This is a genomic window from Paraburkholderia phenoliruptrix, assembly GCF_902859825.1.
Lineage (GTDB): Bacteria > Pseudomonadota > Gammaproteobacteria > Burkholderiales > Burkholderiaceae > Paraburkholderia > Paraburkholderia phenoliruptrix.
On record NZ_CADIKB010000018.1, the window covers coordinates 95,632 to 120,059 of the forward strand.

The window sequence follows — 24,428 nt, forward strand, 5'->3', positions numbered from 1 at the left end:
GCAGAAGATCGGGCAACCTTCTGTCGCGCGCCAGCCGCCGGCACCAGCGCGTATTTCTAAACCTGTTCGGTCACGCGAATTCGTTAGAAGTTGCCGAGGAACCAGTCCTTCATTCGCGTGAAGACTTGTCCCATCGACCCGGACTGCACCGCCACCTTGCGGCCGCGCATGCGTTGCGAGCGTCCTTCGACGAGCAGACCCATCGCCGTCGAATAGCGCGGGTTGCGCACCACGTCCGCGAGACCGCCCGCGTATTCGGGCACCCCGATCCGCACCGGCTTCAGGAAAATGTCCTCACCCAGCTCGACCATGCCGAGCATCATCGACGCGCCGCCCGTCAGCACGACGCCGGAGCTCAGCAGTTCTTCGTAACCCGACTCGCGCACCACCTGCTGCACGAGCGAAAACAGTTCTTCCACGCGCGGCTCGATCACCGCGGCGAGCGCCTGGCGCGACAGCGTGCGCGGACCGCGCTCGCCGAGCCCCGGCACTTCGATCATTTCGTCAGGATCGGCGAGCGCCTGCTTGGCGATGCCGTAATCCACCTTGATGTCTTCCGCGTCCGGCGTCGGCGTGCGCAGGGCCATGGCGATGTCGCTCGTGATCTGGTCGCCGGCAATCGGAATCACGGCCGTGTGGCGGATCGCGCCTTCGCTGAAAATCGCAATGTCCGTCGTGCCGCCGCCGATATCGACAAGCACCACGCCGAGCTCTTTTTCGTCTTCCGTCAGCACCGCGAGCGACGACGCAAGCGGCTGCAGAATCAGATCGTTCACTTCGAGCCCGCAGCGACGCACGCACTTCACGATGTTCTGCGCCGCGCTCACCGCGCCGGTGACGATATGCACCTTCACTTCGAGGCGGATGCCGCTCATGCCGATCGGCTCGCGCACATCCTCCTGACCGTCGATGATGAATTCCTGCGTGAGGATATGCAGCACCTGCTGGTCGGTCGGAATGTTGATCGCCTTCGCCGTTTCGATCACGCGCGCCACGTCGGCCTGCGTGACTTCCTTCTCCTTGATCGCCACCATGCCGCTCGAATTGAAGCTGCGAATGTGACTGCCGGCGATCCCGGTGAACACGTTCGTGATCTTGCAGTCGGCCATCAGCTCGGCTTCTTCGAGCGCGCGTTGAATGGACTGCACGGTGGCTTCGATGTTCACCACCACGCCTTTCTTGAGCCCCTTCGATTCGCTCTGGCCGAGGCCGATCACCTCGTAGTGACCTTCGCCCTTCAGCTCGGCGACGATGGCCACGACCTTCGACGTCCCGATGTCGAGGGCGACCAGCAAGTCTTTATAGTCTTTACTCATAGCGTGCTCATTGCGTGTGATGTCCCTTTACTTCTTGCCCTTGTCGGGTTCGCTGATAAAGCGCATGCCAGCGGCACGAATCGCGAAACCGTTCGGATAGCGCAAGTCCGCATACTCGATATCCTTTCCCCAACGTTGCGTCACCGCGCTCCAGGCCGCGGTCAGACGCTTGCTCCGATCGAGCAGCGTGTCCTGATTGCGTTCGCGCCCGAGTTCCACCTGCATGCCGTTCGACAGCTTCACCGTCCATGCGTAACGCGGCGACAGCGTCACTTCCTCCGGCGTGGCGTTCAGCGGTGCGAACCACTTCTGGAAGTCGTGATAGCGCGCGACCACTTCCTTCGCCGTGCCGTCCGGACCGTCGAACGCCGGCAAGTCTTCTTCGAGCTCGCCCTGATTCGCGGTGAAAAGCTCGCCGTCGACGCTCACCAGCTGGTCGCTGCCCCACGTGCCAAGCGGTTTGTACTCCTCCAGCGTGACAGCCAGCGCGTTCGGCCAGACCCGGCGCACGCTCGCGTGACGCACCCACGGCATCTGCTCGAACGCCTGGCGCGCGACGTCGAGATCCACCGTAAAAAAGTTGCCCTTCAGGCGACCCACCACGCCCGCGCGAACCGTCGGCGAATTGATGTGCTCGGTATCGCCGTCGATCTGTATCTCGCGCAGCGCGAAATTGGGGCGCTGGATCAGCCAGTAACCGCCCGCCGCCAGCAGCACGAGCACCAGCAACGCATGCAATGCGCTGGCGGCGAGATTGAGCTGGCGAACGTTATTCCACATAGTGTTGCTTTCGGGGTGCCCCGCTTATTGCTTCGAACAGGTGCTGCTGATTAATCCTTCAAAGTCAGCGCCAACACGCCGACCACCAGTTCCTGATAGCTGATGCCCACCGCGCGCGCCGCTTTCGGCGGCAGCGAATGGTCCGTCATGCCGGGCGCCGTATTCACTTCCAGGAAGTACGGATTGCCGTCGGCGTCGAGCATGAAATCCGCGCGGCCCCAGTCGGTGCAGCCGAGCACGTCGAACGCGCGGCGCGCCAGCCCTTTCATGCGCGTTTCTTCGGCTGGCGTCAGGCCGCAGGGAATCAGATACTGCGTGTCGTTCGCGATGTACTTCGCGTGATAGTCGTAGAACTCGCCGGCCGGCACGATGCGGATCACGGGCAAGTCGAGATCGCCCGCGATGCACGCGGTGTATTCGCCGCCGCCCTCTATGCTCTTCTCGACCACGACAATCCGGTCGTACTTCACCGCTTCGACGAGCGCCGCCGGCAACGCGTCCGCGCTCTTCACCTTGATCACCGCGACGCTCGAACCTTCGCTGGCCGGCTTCACGAAAAGCGGCAAACCGAGCTTCGCGACGATGTCTTTCGCGCGCGCTTCGTAGTCGTCGCCACGCATGATGGCTTCGAACGGCGGCGTCGGAATGCCGAGTTGCTGCCACACGAGTTTCGTGCGGAATTTGTCGAGTCCGAGCGCCGAGCCGAGCACGCCGCTGCCGGTGTATTTGATGCCGTAGAAATCCAGCGCGCCCTGAATCTGGCCGTTTTCGCCGTACCCGCCGTGCAGCGCATTGAACGCGCGCACGAAGCCTTCGTCCTTCAGCGCGGCTAGCGGACGCTCGGCCGGATCGAACGGATGCGCGTCGACGCCGGCGTCGCGCAAACCTTGCAGCACGAGGCGCCCGGAATTGAGCGACACCTCACGCTCGGCCGAATTGCCGCCGAGCAACACTGCCACCTTGCCGAATTTGTTAGGGTCGATACTGCTCATCTCACACCTTCGTTTCCTGAGCGAGACGACCCGGCACACCGCCGATCGAACCCGCGCCCATCGTGATCACCACATCGCCGTCGCGCACCACTGCTGCGAGCGCGCCCGGCACTTCGTCCACCGTATCGACAAACACCGGCTCGACCTTGCCCGCAACGCGCAATGCGCGCGCGAGCGCACGGCCGTCCGCCGCGACGATCGGCGCTTCCCCCGCCGAATACACTTCGGTCAGCACGAGCGCGTCCACCGTCGAGAGCACCTTCACGAAGTCTTCGAAACAATCTCGCGTGCGCGTGAAGCGGTGCGGCTGGAACGCAAGCACGAGGCGCCGCCCCGGAAACGCCCCGCGCGCCGCCGCGACCGTGGCCGCCATTTCCACCGGGTGATGACCGTAGTCGTCGACCAGCGTATAGGTGCCCGCCGCCTGGCCGTCGGCGATCACGGACACTTCGCCGTAACGCTGAAAGCGCCGGCCGACGCCGTTGAAATCCGCCAGCGCTCGCTGGATATCGGCATCTTTCACTTCAAGTTCAGTCGCAATGGCGATCGCGGCCAGCGCGTTCTGCACGTTGTGCTCGCCCGGCAGGTTCAGCGTGATGTCGAGCGGCGCAGCATCTTCGCGCATCGCCGTGAAATGCATCTTGCCGTCGCGCGCTTGGACATTGACCGCGCGCACCTGCGCATCCGGCGCGAAGCCATAACGGATGATCGGCTTCGACACGAACGGCAGAATTTCCTTCACATTCGGATCGTCGACGCACAACACGGCGATACCGTAAAACGGCAGACGGTGCGTGAATTCGATGAACGCCTGCTTGAGCCGCGCGAAGTCGTGCCCATAGGTGTCCATATGATCGGCGTCGATGTTCGTGATGACCTCGATCACCGGGAACAGATTCAGGAACGATGCGTCGGACTCGTCCGCTTCCGCGACGATGAAGTCGCCCGTGCCGAGCCGCGCGTTCGCGCCGGCGCTGATGAGCCGTCCGCCGATCACGAAGGTCGGATCCAGGCCGCCCGCCGCCAGCACGCTCGCCACCAGCGAGGTCGTGGTGGTCTTGCCGTGCGTGCCGGCAATCGCAATGCCCTGCTTCAGGCGCATCAGTTCGGCGAGCATGACCGCGCGCGGCACGATCGGAATGCGGCGGTGACGCGCGGCCAGCACTTCCGGGTTGTCGCTGCGCACTGCCGTGGAAACGACCACCGCATTCGCGCCTTCGATATTTTCCGCCGCATGGCCGATCGCAATGCGCGCGCCGAGCGCGGCGAGGCGATCGGTGACGGCGTTGCTCGACAGATCCGAGCCGCTCACCTGATAGCCGAGATTGACCAGCACCTCCGCGATGCCGCTCATGCCGACACCGCCGATGCCGACAAAATGAATATGTTTGACGATGTGTTTCATTGCTTTCCTTCTGGGCTCGCGCCCGAAATCGAACCCGCCACGGTGGCGCAAATCTGCGCCACCTGTTCCGTGGCGTCGGGTTTCGCGAGCGAGCGCGAACGCTCTGCCATCTGCGCGAGACTTTCGCGCGTCAGGCTGCGCAACCAGTCGGCGAGTTTTTCCGCCGACAGATCGCGTTGCTGCACGACCAGCGCCGCGCCGTTGTCGGCGAGAAACGCTGCATTAGTGGTTTGATGATCGTCCACCGCATAGGGGAACGGCACGAACAACGCGGCCACACCGACCGCTGAAATCTCCGACACCGTCATTGCGCCCGAGCGGCAGATCACGAGATCCGCGCGCGCGTAGGCGCTCGTCATGTCGTCGATGAACGGCACGAGCTGCACGTCCGCGCCCGCCTGCAGTCCCGCTGCCGCGTAGTTCTCGCGCAGCGCGTCGATATGCTTCGCGCCCGCCTGATGCACGATGCGCGGCCGTTCCTGCGGAGCGAGCAGCGCAACGGCGCGCGGCACGACTTCATTGAGGGCTGCCGCACCCAGACTGCCGCCGACCACCAGCACATTCAGCGGACCGTTGCGTTCTGCATAGCGTGCTTTGGGCGCAATCGCGCGCGCAAGTTCCGCACGAATCGGATTGCCGGTCCATTCGCCGTGCGGCAGCGCGTTCGGAAACGCGACGAGCACGCGTTTGGCGAGCTTCGCGAGCACCTTGTTCGCGAGCCCCGCAATCGAATTCTGTTCGTGCAGGACGAGCGGACGTCCGCTCAATGCCGTCATGAGGCCGGCCGGAAATGTGATGTAGCCGCCCATGCCGAGCACCACGTCAGGCTTCACGCGACGCAGCACATTGAGGCTCTGCGTGCAGGCACGCAGCAGGTTCAGCGGCAGCATCAGCTTGGTCTTCAGGCCTTTGCCGCGGAGTCCGCCAAAGCGCACGTACTCCATCGGAATGCCGTGCTTCGGCACGAGCGTGGCTTCCATGCCCGCCGGGTTGCCGAGCCAGATGACTTTCCAGCCCCACGCCTGCATCAGATGCGCGACCGCGAGCCCGGGGAACACGTGTCCCCCGGTGCCGCCGGCCATCACCATCAGCGTGCGTTGCTGGATGGAGGTCATACTTTTCCTCCGCGCATGAGCACCCGGTTTTCGTAATCGACGCGCATCAGCACCGCCACCGCCACGCAGTTGAGCAGAATGCCCGAGCCGCCGTAACTGACGAGCGGCAACGTCAAACCTTTAGTGGGCAGCAAGCCGAGATTCACGCCCATATTGATAAACGTCTGCGCGCCGAACCAGATGCCGATGCCTTTCGCGACCAGACCCGCGAACGTGCGGTCGAGCGCGAGCGCCTGACGGCCGATCTCGAAGGAGCGGCGCACGATCCAGTAGAACATCAGGATCACGACGAGCACGCCGACAAAGCCGAGCTCCTCGCCGATCACCGCCAGGATGAAGTCGGTGTGCGCTTCGGGCAGATAGTTGAGCTTCTCGACGCTGCCGCCGAGCCCCACGCCGAACCATTCGCCGCGGCCAAAGGCGATCAGCGAGTGCGTCAATTGATACGCCTTGCCCTGCGCGTAGCGGTCGTCCCACGGATCGAGGTACGCGAAGATCCGCTCGCGCCGCCACGGCGACGCCCACACGAGCAGGGTGAACGTGCCGACCGCGGTGGCGACGAGGCCGCCAAACAGCTTGCCGTTCACGCCGCCGAGAAAGAGCAGCCCCATCGCGATCGCGGCGATCACCATGAAAGCGCCCATGTCCGGCTCGAGCAGCAGCAATGCGCCGACGAAGCCAACCGCCATCGCCATCGGCAGAAAGCCTTTGGCGAAGCTGTGCATGTATTCCTGCTTGCGCACGGTGTAGTTCGCCGCATAGATCGTCACCGCGAGCTTCATGATTTCCGACGGCTGCATGTTCGTGATGCCGAGCGGAATCCAGCGGCGCGCGCCGTTCACGCCCTTGCCGACGTGCGGAATCAGCACGATCACGAGCGCCGCGAGCGCGATCAGGAAGAGCTTCGGCGCGTATTTGTCCCACGTCGAAATGGGAATACGGAACGACACCACGCCGACCACCGCGCCCATGATCACGAAAATGATCTGACGCACGAGGAACGCGTAGTCGCGATACGACGCGTACTTCGGCGAATCGGGCATCGCAATGGACGCCGAGTACACCATCACGACGCCGAGCCCGAGCAGCGCGACGACAACCCACAGCAGCGAGTGGTCGTAGTCGAGCATGCGCGAGCGCAGCGGCCGCACACCGTTGACAGCGCTCGCGAGACCGCTGGCGCCCGTGCGGCCGCCGGCGCGTGCGGCGCCCGCCGTCTCGCCCGAGCCGCCCGCGCGTGAACCGAAGCGTTCCGACCAGCTCATATCATCGTCCCCCGTTCGGCGGCGATTTCTTCCACCGTGCTGCGGAACACCGCTGCGCGGTGCGCGTAACCCTTGAACATGTCGAAGCTCGCGCAAGCCGGCGACAGCAGCACGGCGTCGCCCGGTTGCGCGAGTGCGGCGGCGGCACGCGTCGCTTCTTCAAGCGTCGTGTGATCTGTCATGGCGATGCCGGTGTCTTTGAGCGCCGCGCGAATCTGCGGGGCGTCGCGGCCGATCAGCATCACGGCGCGGCACCAGCGCATGACGGGCGCGGCCAGCGGCTCGAAATCCTGGCCTTTGCCGTCGCCGCCGGCGATCAGCACGACGCGCTGTGCGAGGCCGTCGAGCGCGGCGACCGTCGCGCCGACGTTCGTGCCCTTGCTGTCGTCGACATAATCGATGCCGTCGATCGACGCGATCAATTCCACCCGATGCGGCTCGCCGCGATATTCGCGCAATCCATGCAGCAGACGCGCGCCGGGCAGGCCGATCGCGCGCGCGAGCGCGTAGGCGGCGAGCGCGTTGGCGGCGTTGTGCAGGCCACGAATGCGCAGCGCGTCCGCCGGCATCAAACGCTTGAGCGCGATGTTCGGCGGCGTGACGGCTTCGTTCTTGCGGCGGCGTTTCGGCGTGGGTTCGTCGCTCGCGTCGAGATCGTGCGCTTCCACGAGCCACACCATGCCGTTCTCGCGCTGCAGGCCGTAGTCACCGTCGTTCTTCGGCTCGGTTACGCCGAACGTGACCATGTCCGCGTCGCTCGACTCGGAAGGCGCGAGCGCCATGACGCGCGCGTCGTCGCGATTCAACACGCGCACGGTTTGTGTACCGAAGATGCGGCCCTTGGCGGCGGCGTAGGCATCCAGCCCGCCGTGCCAGTCGAGATGATCCTGCGTGATGTTGAGAATCGCGGCCGCGTCCGGTTCGAAGGTATGCGAGGTTTCGAGCTGGAAGCTCGACAGTTCGAGCACCCACACGTCGGGCAGCGCGGTGTTGTCGATGGCTTCGCTCAGCTTGTCGAGCAGCGACGGGCTAATGTTGCCCGCCACCGCCACCTTCTTGCCCGCGCGCTCGCACAGCAGACCCGTGAGGCTCGTCGTGGTGGTCTTGCCGTTGGTGCCGGTGATCGCAAGCACCTTCGGCGCGTAGCCGCTTTCGCCGAGCGTCCTCAGCGCTTGCGAGAACAGTTCGAGTTCGCCCCACACGGGAATGCCCTGCTCACGCGCCGCGGTGATCAGCGGCAAAAGGTCGGCGGCGAGCGGCGACAAGCCCGGGCTGATCGCGACGAGCTCCACGCCTTCGAGCAGCACCGGCGAAAACGGGCCGCCGACAAACGCAGCGTCGACGCCGTGCGCTTCCAGCGCGGACAGGTTCGGCGGCACCTCGCGCGTGTCGGCCACTCGCAGCCGACAGCCGTGCCGCGCGCACCAGCGCGCCATGGCGAGACCGGATTCACCCAGTCCCAGCACGAGCACCATCGGCTTTTGCCGATCCCGAAACTTCTCGCCGAACATCGTCTGCTTCCTTTAATGCCTTCTTAACGCAGTTTGAGCGTGGACAACCCGAACAGACACAACATCAACGTGATGATCCAGAAGCGCACGACCACCTGCGTTTCCTTCCAACCCGACAATTCAAAATGGTGATGCAGCGGCGCCATCTTGAAGAGACGCCGTCCTTCGCCGAACCGGCGCTTGGTGAACTTGAACCACGCAACCTGCAACATCACCGAAAGTGTTTCGGCGACGAAAATGCCGCCCATGATGAACAGCACGATTTCCTGCCGGACGATGACCGCGACCGTGCCGAGCGCGCCGCCGAGCGCCAATGCGCCGACGTCGCCCATGAACATCTGCGCCGGGTGCGTGTTGAACCAGAGGAACGCGAGCCCCGCGCCGCCCATTGCCGAACAGAAGATCAGCAGCTCCCCCGCGCCGGGGATATGCGGAAACAGCAGATATTTCGAGTAGACGGAGCTGCCCATCACATAAGCGAACACGCCGAGCGATGCGCCCACCAGCACGACGGGCATGATGACGAGGCCGTCGAGACCATCGGTCAGATTCACGGCGTTGCTCGCGCCCACAATCACCAGATACGTCAGCACGATGAAGCCCCACACGCCGAGCGGATAGCTGATCGACTTGACGAACGGCAGCATCAGGTCGGCGCGCGCGGGCAAGCCCATCGACAAACCGCTGCGCACCCATGCCATGAAGAGGTCGAACACGCGCACATTGCTTGCTTCCGACACGCTGAACGCGAGGTACACCGCCGCGAACAGGCCGATCACCGACTGCCAGAAATACTTTTCGCGCGACGACATGCCGCGCGGGTCCTTGTAGACCACCTTGCGATAGTCGTCGACCCAGCCGATCACGCCATAGCCGAAAGTGACGAGAATCACGATCCAGATGAAGCGATTGGTCAGATCGGCCCACAGCAGCGTGGCCACGGCGATGCCGAGCAGAATCAGCACCCCGCCCATGGTCGGCGTGCCGGATTTCACGAGGTGCGTTTGCGGACCGTCTTTACGGACGGCCTGACCGACCTTCATCGCGGTCAGTTTGCGAATCACGGCCGGGCCGCAGACGAGCCCGATCAGCAACGCGGTAATGGTGGCCATCACCGCGCGGAAAGTCAGATAACTGAACACGCGCAAGAAGCTTGCGTCATTCTGCAGCCATTGCGCCAGCGCCAGTAGCATGCTTCGGTCCTTCTATTTCAGTGTGCGGCGGGCGCGCTGCCCGCTGCGTTGGGTTGTGGACTCGTAACGGCGTCCACCACGCGCTCCATTTGCATGAAGCGCGAGCCTTTCACGAGAAGCGTTGCAGCCGCGCCGAAACCGGCCTGCTGCAATTGCGCGACCAGCGTGCCGACGTCGGCGACGTGATGCGCGCTTGCGCCATACGCGATGCAGGCGTCGCGCGAGGCGTCGCCCATTGCGTACAGTGCGTCGACACCGCGTTCTTTGGCATAAGCGCCGATTTCGCGGTGAAATTCGGGACCGTTGTCGCCGACTTCGCCCATATCGCCCATGACCAGCACGCGCGGCGAAGCGTGCGACGCGAGCACGTCGATCGCGGCGCGCATCGAATCCGGATTCGCGTTGTAGGTGTCGTCGATCACTTTCGCGCCCGCGAGCGTGCCGAGCGCGGCGCGCTTGACCTGCAAGCGGCCTTTCACCGCGCCAAACGATTCGAGGCCGCGCTTGATCGCGTCGAGCGAAACGCCTGCGGCAAGCGCCGCCGACGTCGCGGCGAGCGCGTTGTGCGCGTTGTGGTCGCCGAGCACCTGCAGCGAGACCTGCAAAGCGCCTTGGGGCGTTTCGATGCTGAGCAGCCCGCTGTCGAACGTGCCGGTGACAGCCGCTTCGGTCGCGCGTTCCGCCGTGTTGAGCGCGAAGTCGATGATGCGGTTTCCCGTGGCCGCCACGCGCCAGATGCTCGCGTAAGCGTCGTTCGCCGGGAAGACCGCGACGCCTTCGGGCTTGAGCGCATGAATCACGCTCGCGTGTTCGAGCGCGACGGCTTCGACCGTCGCCATGAATTCCTGGTGTTCGCGCTGCGCGTTGTTGACCACCGCGACCGTCGGCTCGGCGATCTTCGCGAGCAGCGACGTTTCGCCCGGGTGGTTCATGCCGAGTTCGACGACAGCGAGCCGATGCGCGGCATTCAGACGAAACAGCGTGAGCGGCAAGCCAATGTCGTTATTGAAGTTGCCTGCGGTGGCGAGACGCTCGGCCGCGCCGACGGCCGCGGCGAAGATCGACGCGATCATTTCCTTGACCGTCGTCTTGCCGTTGCTGCCCGTCACGGCGACGAGCGGCATGCCGAACTTGCGGCGCCAGCCGCGAGCCAGCGCGCCGAGCCCCGCGCGCGTGTCGGCGACCCGCACGGCGGGCACCGTCCAGCCGTCCGGCACGCGTGCGACGAGCACAGCGCTCACGTTGCGCGCGGCGACATCGGCGAGGAAGTCGTGTGCGTCGAAACGGTCGCCTTTGAGCGCGACGAACAGATCGCCGGGACCGGCGCTGCGGCTGTCGGTCGACACGCGTTCGAACGCGGCGCTCTCGTCGCCGACTAGGGTGGCGCCCGGAATCAGCGCGGCTGCTTCACGCAGCGTGAACATGACGTTGGCTGGATGGCTCATTCACCGCCTCCGCGTGCCTGCGTCGCCCGCGCGGCGAGCGCGAGCCGGGCGTGGTCCTGGTCGGAGAAAGCGCGCTTCTTGCCCATGATTTCCTGTGTTGCTTCGTGCCCCTTGCCGGCCAGCACAATGACGTCTTCGCGCGCGGCGCCGCGGATCGCCTGGAGGATCGCGCTCGCGCGATCTTCGATGCGGCGCGCCTTCGACGCGTCCTTCATGCCGGCGGCGATCTGTTCGATGATCGATTGCGGGTCTTCGCTGCGCGGGTTGTCGCTTGTGACGACGACGCCGTCCGCCAGCTTCTCGGCAATCGCACCCATCAGCGGGCGCTTGGTCGCGTCGCGATCGCCGCCGCAGCCGAACATGCAGACGAGTTCGCCGCCGCGCGCGGCCGCCATCGGCCGCAATGCTTCGAGGGTTTTTTCGAGCGCGTCCGGCGTGTGTGCGTAGTCGATCACGACGAGCGGCTCGTCGTTCTGCAAGCGACCGCCGAGACGCTGCATGCGGCCGTTCACCGACTCGAGCCTGGCCAGCTCGGCGAGCGCGGCGTCGAACGGGACGTCGGCGGCAAGCAGCGCGCCGAGTACGCCGAGCAGATTGCTCACGTTGAACGCACCGAGGGTTTGCACTTCGACATCCGCGTCGCCCCAATCGGACGTGCTCAGGTGGAACGCGGTGCCCGTGGCAGTCGCGCGCACGTTCGACGCGAGCAGCAACGCGTCGGCCTGCGGCGTGCTGTCCGGCGTGCCTTTCGACGCCGAATCAAGGCCGTATGCGATGGTGCGTGCGTGGCCGCGCGTGCTCGCGAGCAAACGGCGGCCCGCCGCGTCGTCGCGGTTAATCACGGCCACGCGCAGTTCGGGCCACGCGAAAAGGCGCGCCTTCGCGGCCTCGTAGGCCTCGAACGTGTGGTGGTAGTCCAGATGGTCTTGCGTGAGATTCGTGAACACGGCAATGTCGAACGCCGTGCCGTTCACGCGGCCCTGATGCAGCGCGTGCGACGACACTTCCATCGCCACCGCCTTGGCGCCGGCGTCGCGCAACTGCGCAAGACTGCGCTGCAATTGCGGCGCGTCGGGCGTCGTGAAGCCGGTGTGCACGAGTTGCCCCGGCAAACCCGTGCCGAGCGTGCCGATGATCGCGCAGCGCGTGCCGAGCGCAGTCAGCGCCGCCGAAATCCACTGGCTGCACGAGGTCTTGCCGTTCGTGCCGGTGACGCCGACCGCGAGCATGCTGTCGCTCGGATCGCCGTACCACGCGCTCGCGATCGAACCGGCGAGCTCGTTCAACGCCGGCACCGCGAGCATCGTGGATGCGTCGATCGCGCCGCCGAAACCTTCCGGCTGGACGAGCACCGCGGCAGCGCCGCGTTCTAGCGCGCCGTCGATGAACGGGCGGTTGTCCGCGCCCTCCACCGCGTAGGCGAAAAACGCGTCGCCGGCTGCGAGCGAACGCGTGTCGGCATGCAGATGCGCGCCCGGCTGCACGCGTGCGCGCAGCCACTGCAACGCGTCGGCAATCTGCTGATGCGCGGGATGGTGCTGGCGGAGCGCGCTCATCGAACGACTCCCGGGTGGCTCTTCGCGTTCGCGGAAATCGTCATCTTCTTCGCGCTCGCGCTGGTCGAAATTTTCTTCGCCGCGGACGGCGCCGGCGTGGCCGACGGCGCAGCGGACGCGGAATCGTCCGACACGACCATCTGCTTGACCGGCATTTGCGGCGGTACGTTCAGCGAGCGCAGCGTGTCGCCGACAATGCCCGAGAACACCGGCCCGGACACCTGACCGCCGAAGTGACTGCCCGCCGTCGGTTCATCAACGGACACCGCGACCACGATGCGCGGATTGGGCATAGGTGCCATGCCGACGAACGACGCGCGGTACTTCGAGTGGTCGTAGCCGTGCGGCCCGTGCTTGTATGCGGTACCGCTCTTGCCGCCGACGCGATAACCCGGCACTGCCGCATCCGGCGACGTGCCGCCCGGCGAGACGACGGTTTCGAGCATCGCGCGCACTTCGCGGGCGGTGCTCGGCGAAAAGATTTGCGGGCCGGTTGCCGGCTGGTCCCCCGGCGTGCGGAAAATCGACACCGGCATGATCTGGCCGTCGTGCGCAATGGCGGTATAGGCGCGGCCCAACTGGAACAGCGACACGGAAAGGCCGTAGCCGTACGACATGGTCGCCTGCTCGATGCGGCGCCAGCTCTTCCACGGCCGCAGCCGCCCCGCCGCCGCGCCCGGGAACCCGACCTTCGGCGCCTGGCCGAGACCGATGCTCGTGTACATGTTCCACATCTCTTCGGGCTTGAGCTGCATGGCGATCTTCGTCGCGCCGATGTTGCTCGACTTCTGGATCACGCCGCCGACGGTCAGCACGCCGAACGCGCTATCGTCGGTGATCGGCGCACCGTCAAGCACGAAGCGGCCGCCGCCGGTATCAACCAGTGTAGTCGGCGTGACGCGGTGCAGATCGAGCGCGAGCGACACGGTGAACGGCTTCATGATCGAGCCGGGTTCGAACGTGTCGGTCAGGATACGGTTGCGCAGCTGGTCCCCCGTCAGGTGAGAACGGTCGTTCGGGTTGTACGTCGGGTAATTGACGAGCGCGAGCACTTCGCCCGTGCGCACGTCGATCACCATCGCCGCGCCGGCCTTCGCCTTGAATTTCTCGACGGCTGCCTTCAGGTTCGCGTAGGCGATGTACTGGATCTTGCTGTCGATCGAGAGGTCGACGTCCTGACCGTTGTGCGGCACGACCTGCTCGTCCACGTCCTCGATGATGTGGCCCATGCGGTCCTTGATCACGCGACGGCTGCCCGACACGCCCGCGAGCAGCTTCTGATCGCCGAGCTCGACGCCTTCCTGGCCCTCGTCCTCGACGTTGGTGAAGCCGATCAGGTGGGCGGTGATTTCGCCTTCCGGATAGAAGCGCTTGTATTCGTCGCGCGCGTAAATGCCGGGGATGTCGAGCGCCTTCACCTTGTCGGCAATATCCACCGGCACCTGGCGCTTCACGTAGACGAAGGTCTTGTCTTCCGAGAGCTTGGCGCGCAGTTCCTTGTTGGTCATGCCGAGCAGCTTGCCGAGCGCGTCCAGCTTGTCGGCGCCCAGGTCGTCGGGCACGGACTCGGGAATGGCCCAGATGGCGCGCACGGGCAGACTCGTGGCCAGCACGAGACCGTTGCGATCGAGAATCTTGCCGCGCGTGGCCGGCAGTTCGAGGCGCCGCTGATAGCGGATTTCGCCCTGCTTCTGATAGAACGCGTTGCCCGGGCCCTGAATCCAGAACGCGCGCGCGGTCAGCGCGACGAACGCCATGAAGAGCAGGAACACGACGAGCTTCGAGCGCCACATGGGCAGGCGCACGGACAGGATCGGGTTGGCGGAAAACGCGACGCTCTTGTGAGCCGACGATTTTTTCATCGCACGCCTCCGCTGCGTTTCGCTGCGCCAACCGGCGCCGAGGCCGGCGCGGAAGTCGGGATCGGCGCGTCTTCGGCCTTCGCGGCACCGGGGTCGAGCGTCAGGTACTGGGTGCGCCCGGTGCTGACCGCCTGCATTTTGAGCGACGCGGTCGCGATCTGCTCGATGCGCGACGTTTTCGACAGCGCGCTCTGCTGATATTGAAGCTGCGAATAGTCCTGCTGCAGCTGGCGCTCCTGCGACTGCGCGCGCTGCAACTGGATGAAGATCTGCCGCTGCTGATTGGTGGCGTTGACAACAGACAAGGCACAGCCCATCACGATCATCAGCAGGAAAATATTGAGGCGATTCATGGTGCAATCCGCTCCGCCACGCGCATCACGGCAGAACGGGCGCGCGGGTTCGCGGCGACTTCAGCGTCGCTCGCAAATACGCGGCCGATGATTTTGAGCGGGGGGCTCGGCAGGTCGACGGCGCGAATCGGCAGGCGACGATCGACCGCGGGCGCACTGGCGTGCGCCTGCATGAATCGCTTGACGATCCGGTCCTCGAGCGAATGAAAGCTGATGACCACCAGCCGCCCCCCTTGCTCCAGCAGCGCTAACGCTGCTTCTAAAACGACTTGCAGCTCCGCAAGCTCTTGATTGATGTGAATCCGTATAGCCTGAAAGGTGCGGGTTGCCGGATCCTTGCCCTTCTCACGGGTTTTGACGACGTTAGCCACGATTTGGGCAAGCTCGCCCGTGTTGACGAGAGGCCCAAGACGGTCGGACTCTGCCCGGCGAGCAACAAGCGCCTTTGCAATCTGAAAAGCAAACCGTTCTTCCCCATAATCTCGTATCACCTCCGTCAGTTCCTGCACCGTGGCCCGCGCCAGCCAGTCGGCGGCAGACTCGCCGCGCGTCGGGTCCATCCGCATGTCGAGCGGGCCGTCGGCGCGGAAACTGAAACCCCGCTCCGGATCGTCGACTTGCGGCGACGACACGCCCAGATCCAGCAAAACGCCCGACACCCGTTCAATGCCGCGCGCCGCAATCGCGGTGCGCAGCGAAGCAAAACTCTCGTGCACGATGCCAAAGCGCGGATCCGCGATCTGCTGCGCCGTGGCGATGGCGAGCGGGTCCTTGTCGAAAGCGATCAGACGCCCCGCTTCACTCAGCTTCTCCAACACCAGACGGCTGTGACCGCCGCGCCCGAATGTGCCGTCCACATACACGCCGTCCGCGCGCGTGACGAGCGCCTCTACCGCTTCTTCCAGCAGCACCGTGCGATGCTGCAATTCGTTTCTCATCGCCGATGCCATATATATAAGCCGCGATCAGAACGTGAAGTTCTTCAACGCCTCGGGCATGCCCTCGGCGATCGCCGCCTGTTCCTTCGCAGCGTAAATCTGTGCGTCCCAAATTTCGAAGTGGCGCCCCATGCCGAGCAAGGTCACTTCTTTTTCCAGCGAGCCGGCCGCGCGCAATTCGGGCGACACGAGCACGCGGCCCGCGCCGTCCATATCGACGTCCATTGCATTGCCGAGAAAGATGCGCTTCCACCACGCCGCATTCATGGGGAGCTTGTCGACTTTGTCGCGGAAGATTTCCCATTCGGGGCGCGGAAAGAGCAACAGGCAGCCGTCCGGGTGCTTGGTGATCGTCACCCGGCCCTCTGCCTGTGTTTGCAGCGCATCCCGATAGCGCGAGGGAATAGACATCCGCCCTTTCGCATCGAGCGTCAGCGCCGACGCCCCTTGGAACACTTCGCTCTCCCTCTTGACCAGCGCCTGTGCGCCGGCTGCCCGATTCGTAAAAATCTACCCGAAACCGCCCGTGAGATCACACAAAAATACACTTTCTCACACTGTCTCCCACTTTAGAGGAACGCTAAACACGGGTCAAGGGAGAGAGCCGCTTTTTGAGCGAATTTTGTTTGTTAGAACAAGGACTTAGCGCGACTCCTTCATGTCAGACGTAAAACGGAAAACCGTTACAAATGAAGGAACTACTGAAGCTTGTGAAGGTGATACGTGAAAAGTGCGGGCGAAGGGCGCGGATCCTAAGCGATCGCGAAGGGCATCAGGAAGGTGTTCGGCGGGGTTTCAGCAGTGACGTGCGGACGACGCGAGCGGCGTCGTCCCACTTGGCGCGATATGACGGAAAGCTGGCGGTTCTCAGAGGTAGTACGCGGTGCGCGTCATGACTTTCGACATCGCGCGCATCAAGGCGCGCGCCGGGAACGGCAACTCGATACCGCCCGCGTCCATGGCCGCTTTTCCGTGCTCGGCCTCGTCGACGCGCATTTGTTCGACAATGGCGCGCGACTCGCGATCGGCGGCGGGCAGGCGGTCCATATGACTATCCAGATGCTGTTCGACCTGCCGCTCCGTTTCAGCCATGAAGCCGAGGCTCACGCGATCGCCGAGGCGTCCCGCCGCGAGCCCAATGGCAAGCGCGCCGGTGTACCAAAGCGGATTGAGCAGACTCGGGCGCGAATCCAGCGCCTCGAGGCGCTTGGACGTCCAGGCGAGGTGATCTTCTTCCTCGATTGCGGCACGATTGAACACGCTGCGCAGCGACGGCGACTTCGTCGCCAGTTTCTGCGCCTGATAGAGCGCCTGCGCGCACACTTCCCCGACGTGATTCACGCGCATGAGACCCGCGGAATGCGCGCGCTCGGCCGGGGACAGTTCCGGCACTTCCGCAGAGGCCGCCGATTCTTGCGGAACCGGCAAAGGACGGCTCATTCGCGAAACGCCGGTCATTGAGCGTAAACCCCGATCAAACTCAGTAATCAACTCGTCCAGAAACATTGGGCACTCCCTGATTCAACAACCGGCTTCCCGCGCTTCGTTGTCCGTGCGGCAAGGCTTTGCGGGGAAAAAAGCGGCCTGCGAGCGGCTCTGATCCAGCCGCCTAAGGCATCAGGATTTCGATTTTAGATCATGTTGCGTAAACGAAACAGGAGCGTTCCCGGCGACCTCCTTTTTCTTTGTGCCATGTAGCCCTTTTGTTACATTACGTGCAACTTCTCGCGAAGTTGGACAAGCAAGGCCTCAACGCTACATAAATATTTCGCCTTGTAGAAAAGATTCGTAATCCTTGGAGATCATTCGATGAAAAAGTCGCTTCTCGCTCTCGCAGCACTGGGCGCATTCGCAGGCGTCGCACATGCGCAGAGCAGCGTGACCCTGTACGGTATCATTGACGAAGGCTTCAACATCAACACCAACTCGGGCGGCAAGCACCTGTACAACCTGTCCAGCGGCGTTATGCAAGGCTCGCGTTTCGGCCTGCGTGGCACGGAAGATCTGGGCGGCGGTCTGAAGGCGCTGTTCGTGTTGGAAAACGGCTTTGACGTGAACAACGGCAAGCTGGGTCAAGGCGGCCTGATGTTCGGTCGTCAAGCTTATGTCGGTCTGTCGAGCCAGTTCGGCACGGTCACGCTGGGTCGTCAGTACGACTCCGTCGTCGACTACGTCGGTCCGCTGGAAGCGGGCGACCAGTGGGGCGGCTACATCGCTGCTCACCCGGGCGACATCGACAACTTCAACAACGCATACCGTACGAACAACACGGTTAAGTACACCAGCGCGGATTACGGCGGCCTGAAGTTCGGCGGCACGTACAGCTTCGGCGGTGTTGCAGGCAACTTCTCGTCGAACCAGATCTGGTCGTTGGGCGCTGGCTACAACAACGGTCCGCTGGTCTTGGGCGTCGGTTACCTGAATGCACGTACGCCCGCAGCTCAAGGTGGCCTGTTCAACAACGGCGGTCAGTCGCCGCTGCCGGCTGCGAACGCAGCAGTGAGCTCGCCGGTCTACGCTGGTTTCGCATCGGCTAACACGTACCAGGTTATCGGTGCAGGCGGTGCTTACACGTTCGGCGCAGCAACCGTCGGTCTGACGTACTCGAACATCCGCTTTGCAAACCTGGGCGCTTCGTACGCATCGCCGTTCAAGGGCCAAACGGCTACGTTCAACAACGCAGAAGTCAACTTCAAGTACCAGTTGACCCCGGCATTGCTGGTCGGCGCAGCGTATGACTACACGCGCGGCACGGAAATCAACGGCAACTCGCGCGCTCAGTACCACCAAGGCGCAGTTGGCGTGGACTACTTCCTGTCCAAGCGTACCGACGTCTACGTGATCGGCGTGTATCAGCACGCTACCGGCGAAACGGTCAACGCAGCAGGCGCCGTGGTTGCAGCAACGGCTGGCATCAACGGCCTGTCGGGCTCGTCGAACCAGAACCAGCTGGCAGCTCGTGTCGGTATCCGCCACAAGTTCTAATAAGTCGTAAAAACGCAGTTTGCCTCAAAGGCGCCTTCGGGCGCCTTTTTTTACGTCCGTGGAGGGACTGCGCAAATAAAAAGGCCCGGCTGACTTGGCGTCTGCCGGGCCCTTCCGTTCTGCTTATATCGACGGGTTACGGTATGTCACCTGTTGACGAATTCAACGCGACAAGCTCAACGCGACAAGCGCTCATGCACGACCATCGCGCAGCTCGCGGCGCAAGATCTTGCCGACATTGCTCTTCGGCAGCTCGGTGCGGAATTCGACGATTTTCGGCCGTTTGTAACCGGTAAGCTGCTGTTTGCAATAAGCCAGAATGTCGGCGTCGGTAAGCGCCTCGTCCTTTTTCACGACAAACAGCTTCACCGCTTCGCCGGAATGCTGGTCGGGCACCCCAACCGCGGCGACCTCGAACACGCCGGGGAGCTTCGCGACCACGTCCTCGATCTCGTTCGGATACACGTTGAAGCCGGAGACCAGAATCATGTCCTTCTTGCGGTCGACGATCTTCACAAAACCATGCTCGTTCATGAAGCCGACGTCGCCTGACTTGAAGAAGCCGTCCGGCGTCATGACTTTCGCCGTTTCTTCCGGCCGATTCCAATAGCCGGCCATGACCTGCGGGCCGCGAATGCAGATCTCGCCCGCCTGACCGAGCGGCATTTCGTTGCCCTCGTCGTCGCGGATGGAGACTTCGGTGGACGGCAGCGGCAAGCCAATCGTCCCGCTATATTCCGTCACCGTGACGGGATTGCAGGTCACGCACGGCGAGGTCTCGGACAAGCCGTAGCCCTCGATGATCGGCGTCTCCGTGTGCTCGAACCAGCGCTTCGCGACCGCTTCCTGCACGGCCATGCCGCCGCCGTTGGCCGCAATCAGTTTCGAAAAATCGAGCTTGTGAAAGTCGGGGCTGTTCAGGAGCGCGTTGTACAGCGTGTTGACCGCCGGGATCGTCGTAATGGCGTAGCCTTGCAGCGCTTTGACCATACCGGGGATGTCGCGCGGATTCGGGATCAGCACGCCGAGGCCGCCGGTGCGAATGGTCAGCAGGCCGCACACCGTCAGCGCGAACACGTGATACAGCGGCAAAGCCACCACGGTGATGAACTGGTCGATGTCGGTGCGGTTTGCGCGCACCGGATTCAGCCAGACTTCGGACTGCAACACGTTTGCAATCAGGTTCCGATGCAGCAACGTGGCGCCCTTGGCCACTCCCGTCGTACCGCCGGTGTACTGCAGGAATGCGACGTCGTCGGGGCCCTGCTCGACTGGCCTGAAGCTTTGACGTTCGCCTTCCGCGATTGCCGCGTTGAATTTGACGTGACCGGCCAAGCTCCAGGCCGGCACCATCTTCTTCACACGGCGCACGACAAAGTCGACCACAGTGCCTTTTACGCCCATCAGATCGCCCATAGCGGCGACCACGATGTGCTTCACCGCGGTATTGCGCACGATTGCCTGCAGCGTGACAGCAAAGTTTTCCAGCAGGATGATTGCTTCCGCGCCGCTGTCTTTCAACTGATGCTCAAGCTCACGGGGCGTGTACAGCGGATTGACGTTCACGACCACATAGCCCGCGCGCAGGATTGCCGCAATCGCGACCGGATATTGCAGCACGTTGGGCATCATGATCGCGATGCGAGCGCCGCGCGCAAGACCCTTTGACTGAAACCACGCGGCCAGCTTGCGCGAAAGCGCGTCCAGTTCGCCGTAGCTGATCACCTTTCCCATGCACACGAAGGCCGGCTTGTCGCGATGTTCGCGGAATGCTTCCTCGAGCAGCTCGGCGACGGACGAATAGCGGGTCGGGTCGATCTCTGCGGGAACGCCGGGCGGGTAAGATTTCAGCCAGATTTTATCCATGCAGCGTCTCCTTCTTTATTTTCGAATGGTCGTGCTAAAAACGCATCGTAGCATGGGCAACTCCGCGGTATCCGCGAAAAACGGCTGGGTTAGACTGCTGCCTCGAACCTGCGAACGCCTTGCTGGCGAGGCTTGCGCAGTGCGAGAAGCGCGGCTCAGACGCGCTCCACTTCGACGAGGCAGTCGTAGAAAGTGGCCGATCCGCCGAGATCGGTGAGCGCCTGGCTCGTGACCTGATTGGCGTTGCGACCGTCGGGCGCGAGCTTTTTCCACCAGATCGACAAGCCGACCACGACGCCCTGGCGCGCGCGGTCGGTGACGCGGGCGCGCGCCTGCATCGAGCCGCGGTCGTTGAAAATGCGCACCGTGTCGCCGTGGGCAATACCGCGCGCGTCGGCGTCCGCCGGATGAATGTCGAGATGCGGCTCGCCTTCCGTCGAGCGCAGACTCTCCACGTTGACGAACGTGCTGTTCAGGAAGTTGCGCGCGGGCGGCGAGATCATCGCGAGCGGATAGCGCGCGGCGAGTTCCGGTGCGAATTCCGCCGACTCGTAAGGCGGCAGGTAATCCGGGAGCGGGTCGAGGCCCTGCTCGGCGAGGCGCCTGCTGTAAAACTCGCATTTACCCGACGGCGTACGAAAGCCGCCCTCGGCAAACGGCGCGTCCGGCACATTCAGCTTTGCCCAACCGGTCTGCTTGAGCGTCTCCCAGTCGACGCCTTCGAGCGTCTTGTCCTCCCATCGGAGCGCCCGGCGCGCGACGGCTTCGTCGCTTTCGAAAAGTGCTGGCTCGTCAAGCGCCATGTGGCGCGCGAGGCTGCGAAAAATCTCAGTGTTCGGACGAGCACCGGCGACCGGCGGAATCGCAGGCAGGTTCACCATGACGTGCGTGTGGCCGTATGACTTGTGCACGTCGAGATGCTCGAGCTGCGTCGTGGCCGGCAGAAGCAGGTCGGCGTAATCGGCCGTATCCGTCTGGAAATGCTCGAGCACGATGGTGAAGAGGTCCTCGCGCGCAAAACCTGCCGCGACGCGCTCCGAATCGGGCGCGACGGCGACCGGATTCGAGTTGTACACGACGATCGCCTCGATTTTCGGGCCGAACTGCGTGTCGCCCGGGTGCAGGAGTGCGTCGCCGATTGCGTTCATATTGATGACGCGGCTCGGTTTCTCGGGCCAGCCGGGCATCAGATCGGGACGTTGCAGAGCATGCGTATCGACCGGCGCCCAGCCGGACGACGACAGCAAGGCGCCGCCGGCGCGCTCTCGCCACGCGCCGGTCAGCGACGGCAGACACGCGATCGCGCGGACCGCGTTGCCGCCGCCGCGCACTCTTTGCAGACCGTAGTTCAGGCGAATCGCAGCTTTCCGCGTGCTGCCGTAAAGTCGCGCGAGGCCGATGACAACCTGCTCTTCAATGCCGCAAATGTCTGCCACGCGGGCCGACGAATACGTGAGCGCGCGGGCCTTGAGTTCGGCGAAGCCCACAGTATGCGCGTCGATGTAAGCGTGATCGAGCAGGTCCTCTGAAATCAGCACGTTCATCATGCCGAGTGCCAACGCGCCGTCAGTGCCCGGCTTCAGCGCAATATGCTGATGGCACTTCTCCGCCGTCAGCGAACGATACGGATCGATCGCAATCAGGCGCGCGCCTCGACGCTTCGCCTCTTGCGCCCGCGTCCAGAAATGGAGATTCGACGCAATGGGATTCGAGCCCCAGATGAGAATGACCTCGCTCTCCGCGAAGAACTCCGTGAGCATGCCGAGGCTCGCGCCATAGGTGTATTTCAACCCCGCCGCGCCGGCCGCCGCGCAGATCGTGCGGTCCAGTTGCGATGCGCCCAGCTTGTGAAAGAACCGTTGCGCAATGCTGTCGCCCTGGACGAGACCCATCGTGCCGGCGTAGCTATAGGGCAGGATAGCTTCGGGCGCGCGGCCCGCGATCTCCGACAGGCGCCTCGCGCCCCACTCCAACGCGTCTTCCCAGCTAATGGCTTCAAAACGGCCCTCGCCTTTGCGGCCGATGCGCTTCATGGGGGTTGTCAGGCGTTGCGGATGATGGACCCGTTCCGCGTAGCGGCTGACTTTGGTACACAAGGCGCCCTGCGTCGGAGCATGGTCCGGGTCAGCGACGACCTTGATCGCCCGCCCACCCTCGATGGTGACCCTCATTGCGCAGGTGTCGGGGCAATCGTGAGGACAAACAGCGCGAGCGAATTCGGTCGGAGCGTTCATTGGGTAACCATTCGGGGACGGTAAGCGGGGCGCAAGGCGGAATTTTATTACGTCCGTTGGCGCTTGCCTGCATGCTGCCGCCAAAAAGCCTTCGGCGTAGAATCGTTAGCACTGCGTCCGGCGCCTATCGCCAGGACGATTTCAGGCAAGTCAAAGCGCAAGCACATCGGCACTCCATTATGAAACTGATTCCCGAAATCCAGGCTGCTCACGGAGAAATCCGAAACCTTCGACGAACGATCCACGCTCATCCCGAACTGCGCTACGAGGAAACCGCGACCGCCGACCTGGTTGCGAAGACACTGGAGTCGTGGGGCGTAGAAACTCATCGCGGATTAGGCAAGACAGGCGTGGTTGGGGTGCTGAAACGCGGCAACGGCACGCGTTCGATCGGTCTGCGCGCCGACATGGATGCGCTGCCGATTCAGGAGCTGAATAGCTTCGAACATCGGTCGCGGAACGACGGGAAAATGCACGCGTGCGGTCACGATGGACACACCGCGATGCTCCTCGGTGCAGCCCGGCATCTCGCGAAACACGGCGACTTTGAAGGCACGATCGTCTTCATTTTTCAGCCGGCCGAAGAAGGCGGCGCTGGCGCTCAGGCCATGATCGAGGACGGCCTTTTCGAAAAGTTTCCCGTCGATGCAGTGTTCGGCATTCACAACTGGCCGGGCATGCCGGCGGGGCAGTTCGGGGTGACCGAGGGCCCGATCATGGCCTCGAGCAACGAATTTCGCATTGATATCAAAGGGGTGGGCTCGCACGCCGCGTTGCCGCATAACGGACGCGATCCGGTATTTACCGCGGTGCAGATCGCTAACGGGCTGCAGGGCATCATTACGCGAAACAAGAAGCCGCTCGATACGGCCGTGCTCTCGATCACCCAGATCCATGCTGGCGACGCAGTCAACGTCGTTCCCGACGACGCGTGGATCGCGGGCACCGTACGCACTTTCACCACTGAGACACTGGATCTCATCGAAGCGCGTATGCGCAAAATCGCCGAAAACACGGCGGACGCTTACGATTGCACGGTCGACGTCCACTTCCACAGAAACTACCCGCCCACGATCAACAGCAGTGAAGAGGCTCGCTTTGCGGCGGCAGTCATGAAGGAGGTGGTGGGGGCGGAGAATGTGAACGATTCAGTCGAACCGACGATGGGTGCCGAAGACTTCTCGTTCATGTTGCTGGCGAAGCCCGGGTGCTATGCGTTCCTCGGCAACGGCGACGGTGGCCACCGCGAGGCAGGCCACGGTGCCGGCCCCTGCATGCTGCATAACGCGAGCTACGATTTCAACGATGAGTTGCTGCCCATCGGTTCGACGTATTGGGTGCGACTTGCGCAGCGGTTTCTGGCCGAAGGGAAATAGGATTTCGCGTGGATGTAGACAGGACGCCGCGGCAGGGCCGTTCGCGCTGGTGGGGTGCACATGGCTTGCGTTGCCGCGTTTCTGTAGCTTCTGGGCCTGCCGTTTCCATAACGCTGTTCCCGCGGGCCGTAAACGCAGAAACCCCACCTTTGCGGGGTGGGGTATCTGACGGTGGTGGGGAGCCTGACGATTACCTACTTTCACACGGGTAATCCGCACTATCATCGGCGTGGAGT

At 63.6% G+C, this 24,428-nt stretch carries 19 protein-coding genes; 2 read left to right on the plus strand and 17 right to left on the minus strand.

Annotation, left to right across the window (positions count from 1 at the left end; translation table 11 throughout):
• Window positions 1-83: 83 nt before the first annotated feature.
• From ftsA to coq7, 15 genes are all read right to left on the minus strand, one after another.
• Window positions 84-1,316: a cell division protein FtsA gene (gene ftsA / locus HV711_RS18765; protein ID WP_013340575.1), complete on the minus strand. Its 1,233-nt coding sequence runs from the start codon at window positions 1,314-1,316 to the stop codon at window positions 84-86.
• Between the two features lie 27 nt (window positions 1,317-1,343).
• The gene (locus tag HV711_RS18770) at window positions 1,344-2,096 is read right to left on the minus strand and encodes a cell division protein FtsQ/DivIB (RefSeq protein ID WP_013589689.1); all 753 of its coding nucleotides are present in this window, start codon (window positions 2,094-2,096) and stop codon (window positions 1,344-1,346) included.
• 50 nt (window positions 2,097-2,146) lie between these two features.
• Window positions 2,147-3,088, minus strand: a complete 942-nt coding sequence (locus HV711_RS18775; RefSeq protein WP_035484308.1) for a D-alanine--D-alanine ligase — start codon at window positions 3,086-3,088, stop codon at window positions 2,147-2,149.
• A 1-nt stretch (window position 3,089) separates the two neighbouring features.
• A complete protein-coding gene (gene murC / locus HV711_RS18780; RefSeq protein WP_028362424.1) occupies window positions 3,090-4,493 on the minus strand; it encodes a UDP-N-acetylmuramate--L-alanine ligase in 1,404 nt (467 codons plus the stop codon).
• On the minus strand, window positions 4,490-5,608 hold the full coding sequence (gene murG / locus HV711_RS18785; RefSeq protein WP_035484310.1) for an undecaprenyldiphospho-muramoylpentapeptide beta-N-acetylglucosaminyltransferase: 1,119 nt from the start codon (window positions 5,606-5,608) through the stop codon (window positions 4,490-4,492). The genes murC and murG overlap by 4 nt, the downstream gene beginning before the upstream one ends.
• Window positions 5,605-6,873, minus strand: coding sequence for a putative lipid II flippase FtsW (gene ftsW / locus HV711_RS18790; RefSeq protein WP_035484312.1), 1,269 nt, complete (start codon window positions 6,871-6,873; stop codon window positions 5,605-5,607). The genes murG and ftsW overlap by 4 nt, the downstream gene beginning before the upstream one ends.
• The gene (murD, locus tag HV711_RS18795; RefSeq protein WP_028362423.1) at window positions 6,870-8,384 is read right to left on the minus strand and encodes a UDP-N-acetylmuramoyl-L-alanine--D-glutamate ligase; all 1,515 of its coding nucleotides are present in this window, start codon (window positions 8,382-8,384) and stop codon (window positions 6,870-6,872) included. Before murD ends, ftsW begins: the two co-directional genes overlap by 4 nt.
• 23 nt (window positions 8,385-8,407) lie before the next feature.
• Entirely contained in the window at window positions 8,408-9,577 is a 1,170-nt protein-coding gene (gene mraY / locus HV711_RS18800) for a phospho-N-acetylmuramoyl-pentapeptide-transferase (RefSeq protein WP_013340582.1), read from the minus strand.
• 17 nt (window positions 9,578-9,594) lie between these two features.
• Window positions 9,595-11,022 (minus strand): UDP-N-acetylmuramoyl-tripeptide--D-alanyl-D-alanine ligase, encoded by a 1,428-nt coding sequence (locus HV711_RS18805; RefSeq protein WP_035484314.1) that lies wholly within the window; start codon window positions 11,020-11,022, stop codon window positions 9,595-9,597.
• Complete coding sequence (locus tag HV711_RS18810; protein WP_028362421.1) at window positions 11,019-12,578, minus strand: UDP-N-acetylmuramoyl-L-alanyl-D-glutamate--2,6-diaminopimelate ligase; 1,560 nt, start codon at window positions 12,576-12,578, stop codon at window positions 11,019-11,021. The genes HV711_RS18805 and HV711_RS18810 overlap by 4 nt, the downstream gene beginning before the upstream one ends.
• Window positions 12,575-14,440, minus strand: a complete 1,866-nt coding sequence (locus HV711_RS18815; RefSeq protein ID WP_035484316.1) for a peptidoglycan D,D-transpeptidase FtsI family protein — start codon at window positions 14,438-14,440, stop codon at window positions 12,575-12,577. Before HV711_RS18815 ends, HV711_RS18810 begins: the two co-directional genes overlap by 4 nt.
• The gene (gene ftsL / locus HV711_RS18820; RefSeq protein ID WP_013589698.1) at window positions 14,437-14,793 is read right to left on the minus strand and encodes a cell division protein FtsL; all 357 of its coding nucleotides are present in this window, start codon (window positions 14,791-14,793) and stop codon (window positions 14,437-14,439) included. Before ftsL ends, HV711_RS18815 begins: the two co-directional genes overlap by 4 nt.
• Window positions 14,790-15,743: a 16S rRNA (cytosine(1402)-N(4))-methyltransferase RsmH gene (gene rsmH, locus HV711_RS18825; RefSeq protein ID WP_035484318.1), complete on the minus strand. Its 954-nt coding sequence runs from the start codon at window positions 15,741-15,743 to the stop codon at window positions 14,790-14,792. The genes ftsL and rsmH overlap by 4 nt, the downstream gene beginning before the upstream one ends.
• A gap of 15 nt (window positions 15,744-15,758) precedes the next feature.
• Window positions 15,759-16,187 (minus strand): division/cell wall cluster transcriptional repressor MraZ, encoded by a 429-nt coding sequence (mraZ, locus tag HV711_RS18830; RefSeq protein WP_013340588.1) that lies wholly within the window; start codon window positions 16,185-16,187, stop codon window positions 15,759-15,761.
• A gap of 411 nt (window positions 16,188-16,598) precedes the next feature.
• Window positions 16,599-17,237, minus strand: coding sequence for a 2-polyprenyl-3-methyl-6-methoxy-1,4-benzoquinone monooxygenase (gene coq7 / locus HV711_RS18835; protein WP_013589700.1), 639 nt, complete (start codon window positions 17,235-17,237; stop codon window positions 16,599-16,601).
• A 303-nt stretch (window positions 17,238-17,540) separates the two neighbouring features.
• On the opposite strand from coq7, the gene HV711_RS18840 reads away from it, so the two are divergent.
• Complete coding sequence (locus HV711_RS18840) at window positions 17,541-18,716, plus strand: porin (RefSeq protein ID WP_013589701.1); 1,176 nt, start codon at window positions 17,541-17,543, stop codon at window positions 18,714-18,716.
• Between the two features lie 192 nt (window positions 18,717-18,908).
• Here the strand turns inward: HV711_RS18840 and HV711_RS18845 are convergent, their stop codons facing one another.
• Both HV711_RS18845 and HV711_RS18850 read right to left on the minus strand, forming a co-directional pair.
• Entirely contained in the window at window positions 18,909-20,582 is a 1,674-nt protein-coding gene (locus HV711_RS18845) for a long-chain fatty acid--CoA ligase (protein WP_035484320.1), read from the minus strand.
• Between the two features lie 155 nt (window positions 20,583-20,737).
• Window positions 20,738-22,816 carry a molybdopterin-containing oxidoreductase family protein gene (locus HV711_RS18850; protein ID WP_035484322.1) on the minus strand — a complete coding sequence of 693 codons (2,079 nt, stop codon included), beginning with the start codon at window positions 22,814-22,816 and terminating at the stop codon, window positions 20,738-20,740.
• A gap of 179 nt (window positions 22,817-22,995) precedes the next feature.
• Here HV711_RS18850 and HV711_RS18855 point away from each other — a divergent pair, with 179 nt between their 5' ends.
• Window positions 22,996-24,192 carry a M20 aminoacylase family protein gene (locus tag HV711_RS18855; protein ID WP_035484324.1) on the plus strand — a complete coding sequence of 399 codons (1,197 nt, stop codon included), beginning with the start codon at window positions 22,996-22,998 and terminating at the stop codon, window positions 24,190-24,192.
• The last annotated feature ends 236 nt before the right edge of the window (window positions 24,193-24,428 follow it).

Coding starts and splice junctions, on each gene's coding strand:
- murD (WP_028362423.1), bottom strand. CDS start 8,384: ATGTTCGGCGAGAAGTTTCGGGATCGGCAAAAGCCGATGGTGCTCGTG.
- HV711_RS18810 (WP_028362421.1), bottom strand. CDS start 12,578: ATGAGCGCGCTCCGCCAGCACCATCCCGCGCATCAGCAGATTGCCGAC.
- ftsL (WP_013589698.1), bottom strand. CDS start 14,793: ATGAATCGCCTCAATATTTTCCTGCTGATGATCGTGATGGGCTGTGCC.
- HV711_RS18855 (WP_035484324.1), top strand. CDS start 22,996: ATGAAACTGATTCCCGAAATCCAGGCTGCTCACGGAGAAATCCGAAAC.
- HV711_RS18805 (WP_035484314.1), bottom strand. CDS start 11,022: ATGAGCCATCCAGCCAACGTCATGTTCACGCTGCGTGAAGCAGCCGCG.
- murG (WP_035484310.1), bottom strand. CDS start 5,608: ATGACCTCCATCCAGCAACGCACGCTGATGGTGATGGCCGGCGGCACC.
- mraY (WP_013340582.1), bottom strand. CDS start 9,577: ATGCTACTGGCGCTGGCGCAATGGCTGCAGAATGACGCAAGCTTCTTG.
- coq7 (WP_013589700.1), bottom strand. CDS start 17,237: ATGTTTCTGGACGAGTTGATTACTGAGTTTGATCGGGGTTTACGCTCA.
- ftsW (WP_035484312.1), bottom strand. CDS start 6,873: ATGAGCTGGTCGGAACGCTTCGGTTCACGCGCGGGCGGCTCGGGCGAG.
- HV711_RS18850 (WP_035484322.1), bottom strand. CDS start 22,816: ATGAACGCTCCGACCGAATTCGCTCGCGCTGTTTGTCCTCACGATTGC.
- HV711_RS18775 (WP_035484308.1), bottom strand. CDS start 3,088: ATGAGCAGTATCGACCCTAACAAATTCGGCAAGGTGGCAGTGTTGCTC.
- ftsA (WP_013340575.1), bottom strand. CDS start 1,316: ATGAGTAAAGACTATAAAGACTTGCTGGTCGCCCTCGACATCGGGACG.
- HV711_RS18770 (WP_013589689.1), bottom strand. CDS start 2,096: ATGTGGAATAACGTTCGCCAGCTCAATCTCGCCGCCAGCGCATTGCAT.
- HV711_RS18815 (WP_035484316.1), bottom strand. CDS start 14,440: ATGAAAAAATCGTCGGCTCACAAGAGCGTCGCGTTTTCCGCCAACCCG.
- HV711_RS18845 (WP_035484320.1), bottom strand. CDS start 20,582: ATGGATAAAATCTGGCTGAAATCTTACCCGCCCGGCGTTCCCGCAGAG.
- rsmH (WP_035484318.1), bottom strand. CDS start 15,743: ATGGCATCGGCGATGAGAAACGAATTGCAGCATCGCACGGTGCTGCTG.
- murC (WP_028362424.1), bottom strand. CDS start 4,493: ATGAAACACATCGTCAAACATATTCATTTTGTCGGCATCGGCGGTGTC.
- HV711_RS18840 (WP_013589701.1), top strand. CDS start 17,541: ATGAAAAAGTCGCTTCTCGCTCTCGCAGCACTGGGCGCATTCGCAGGC.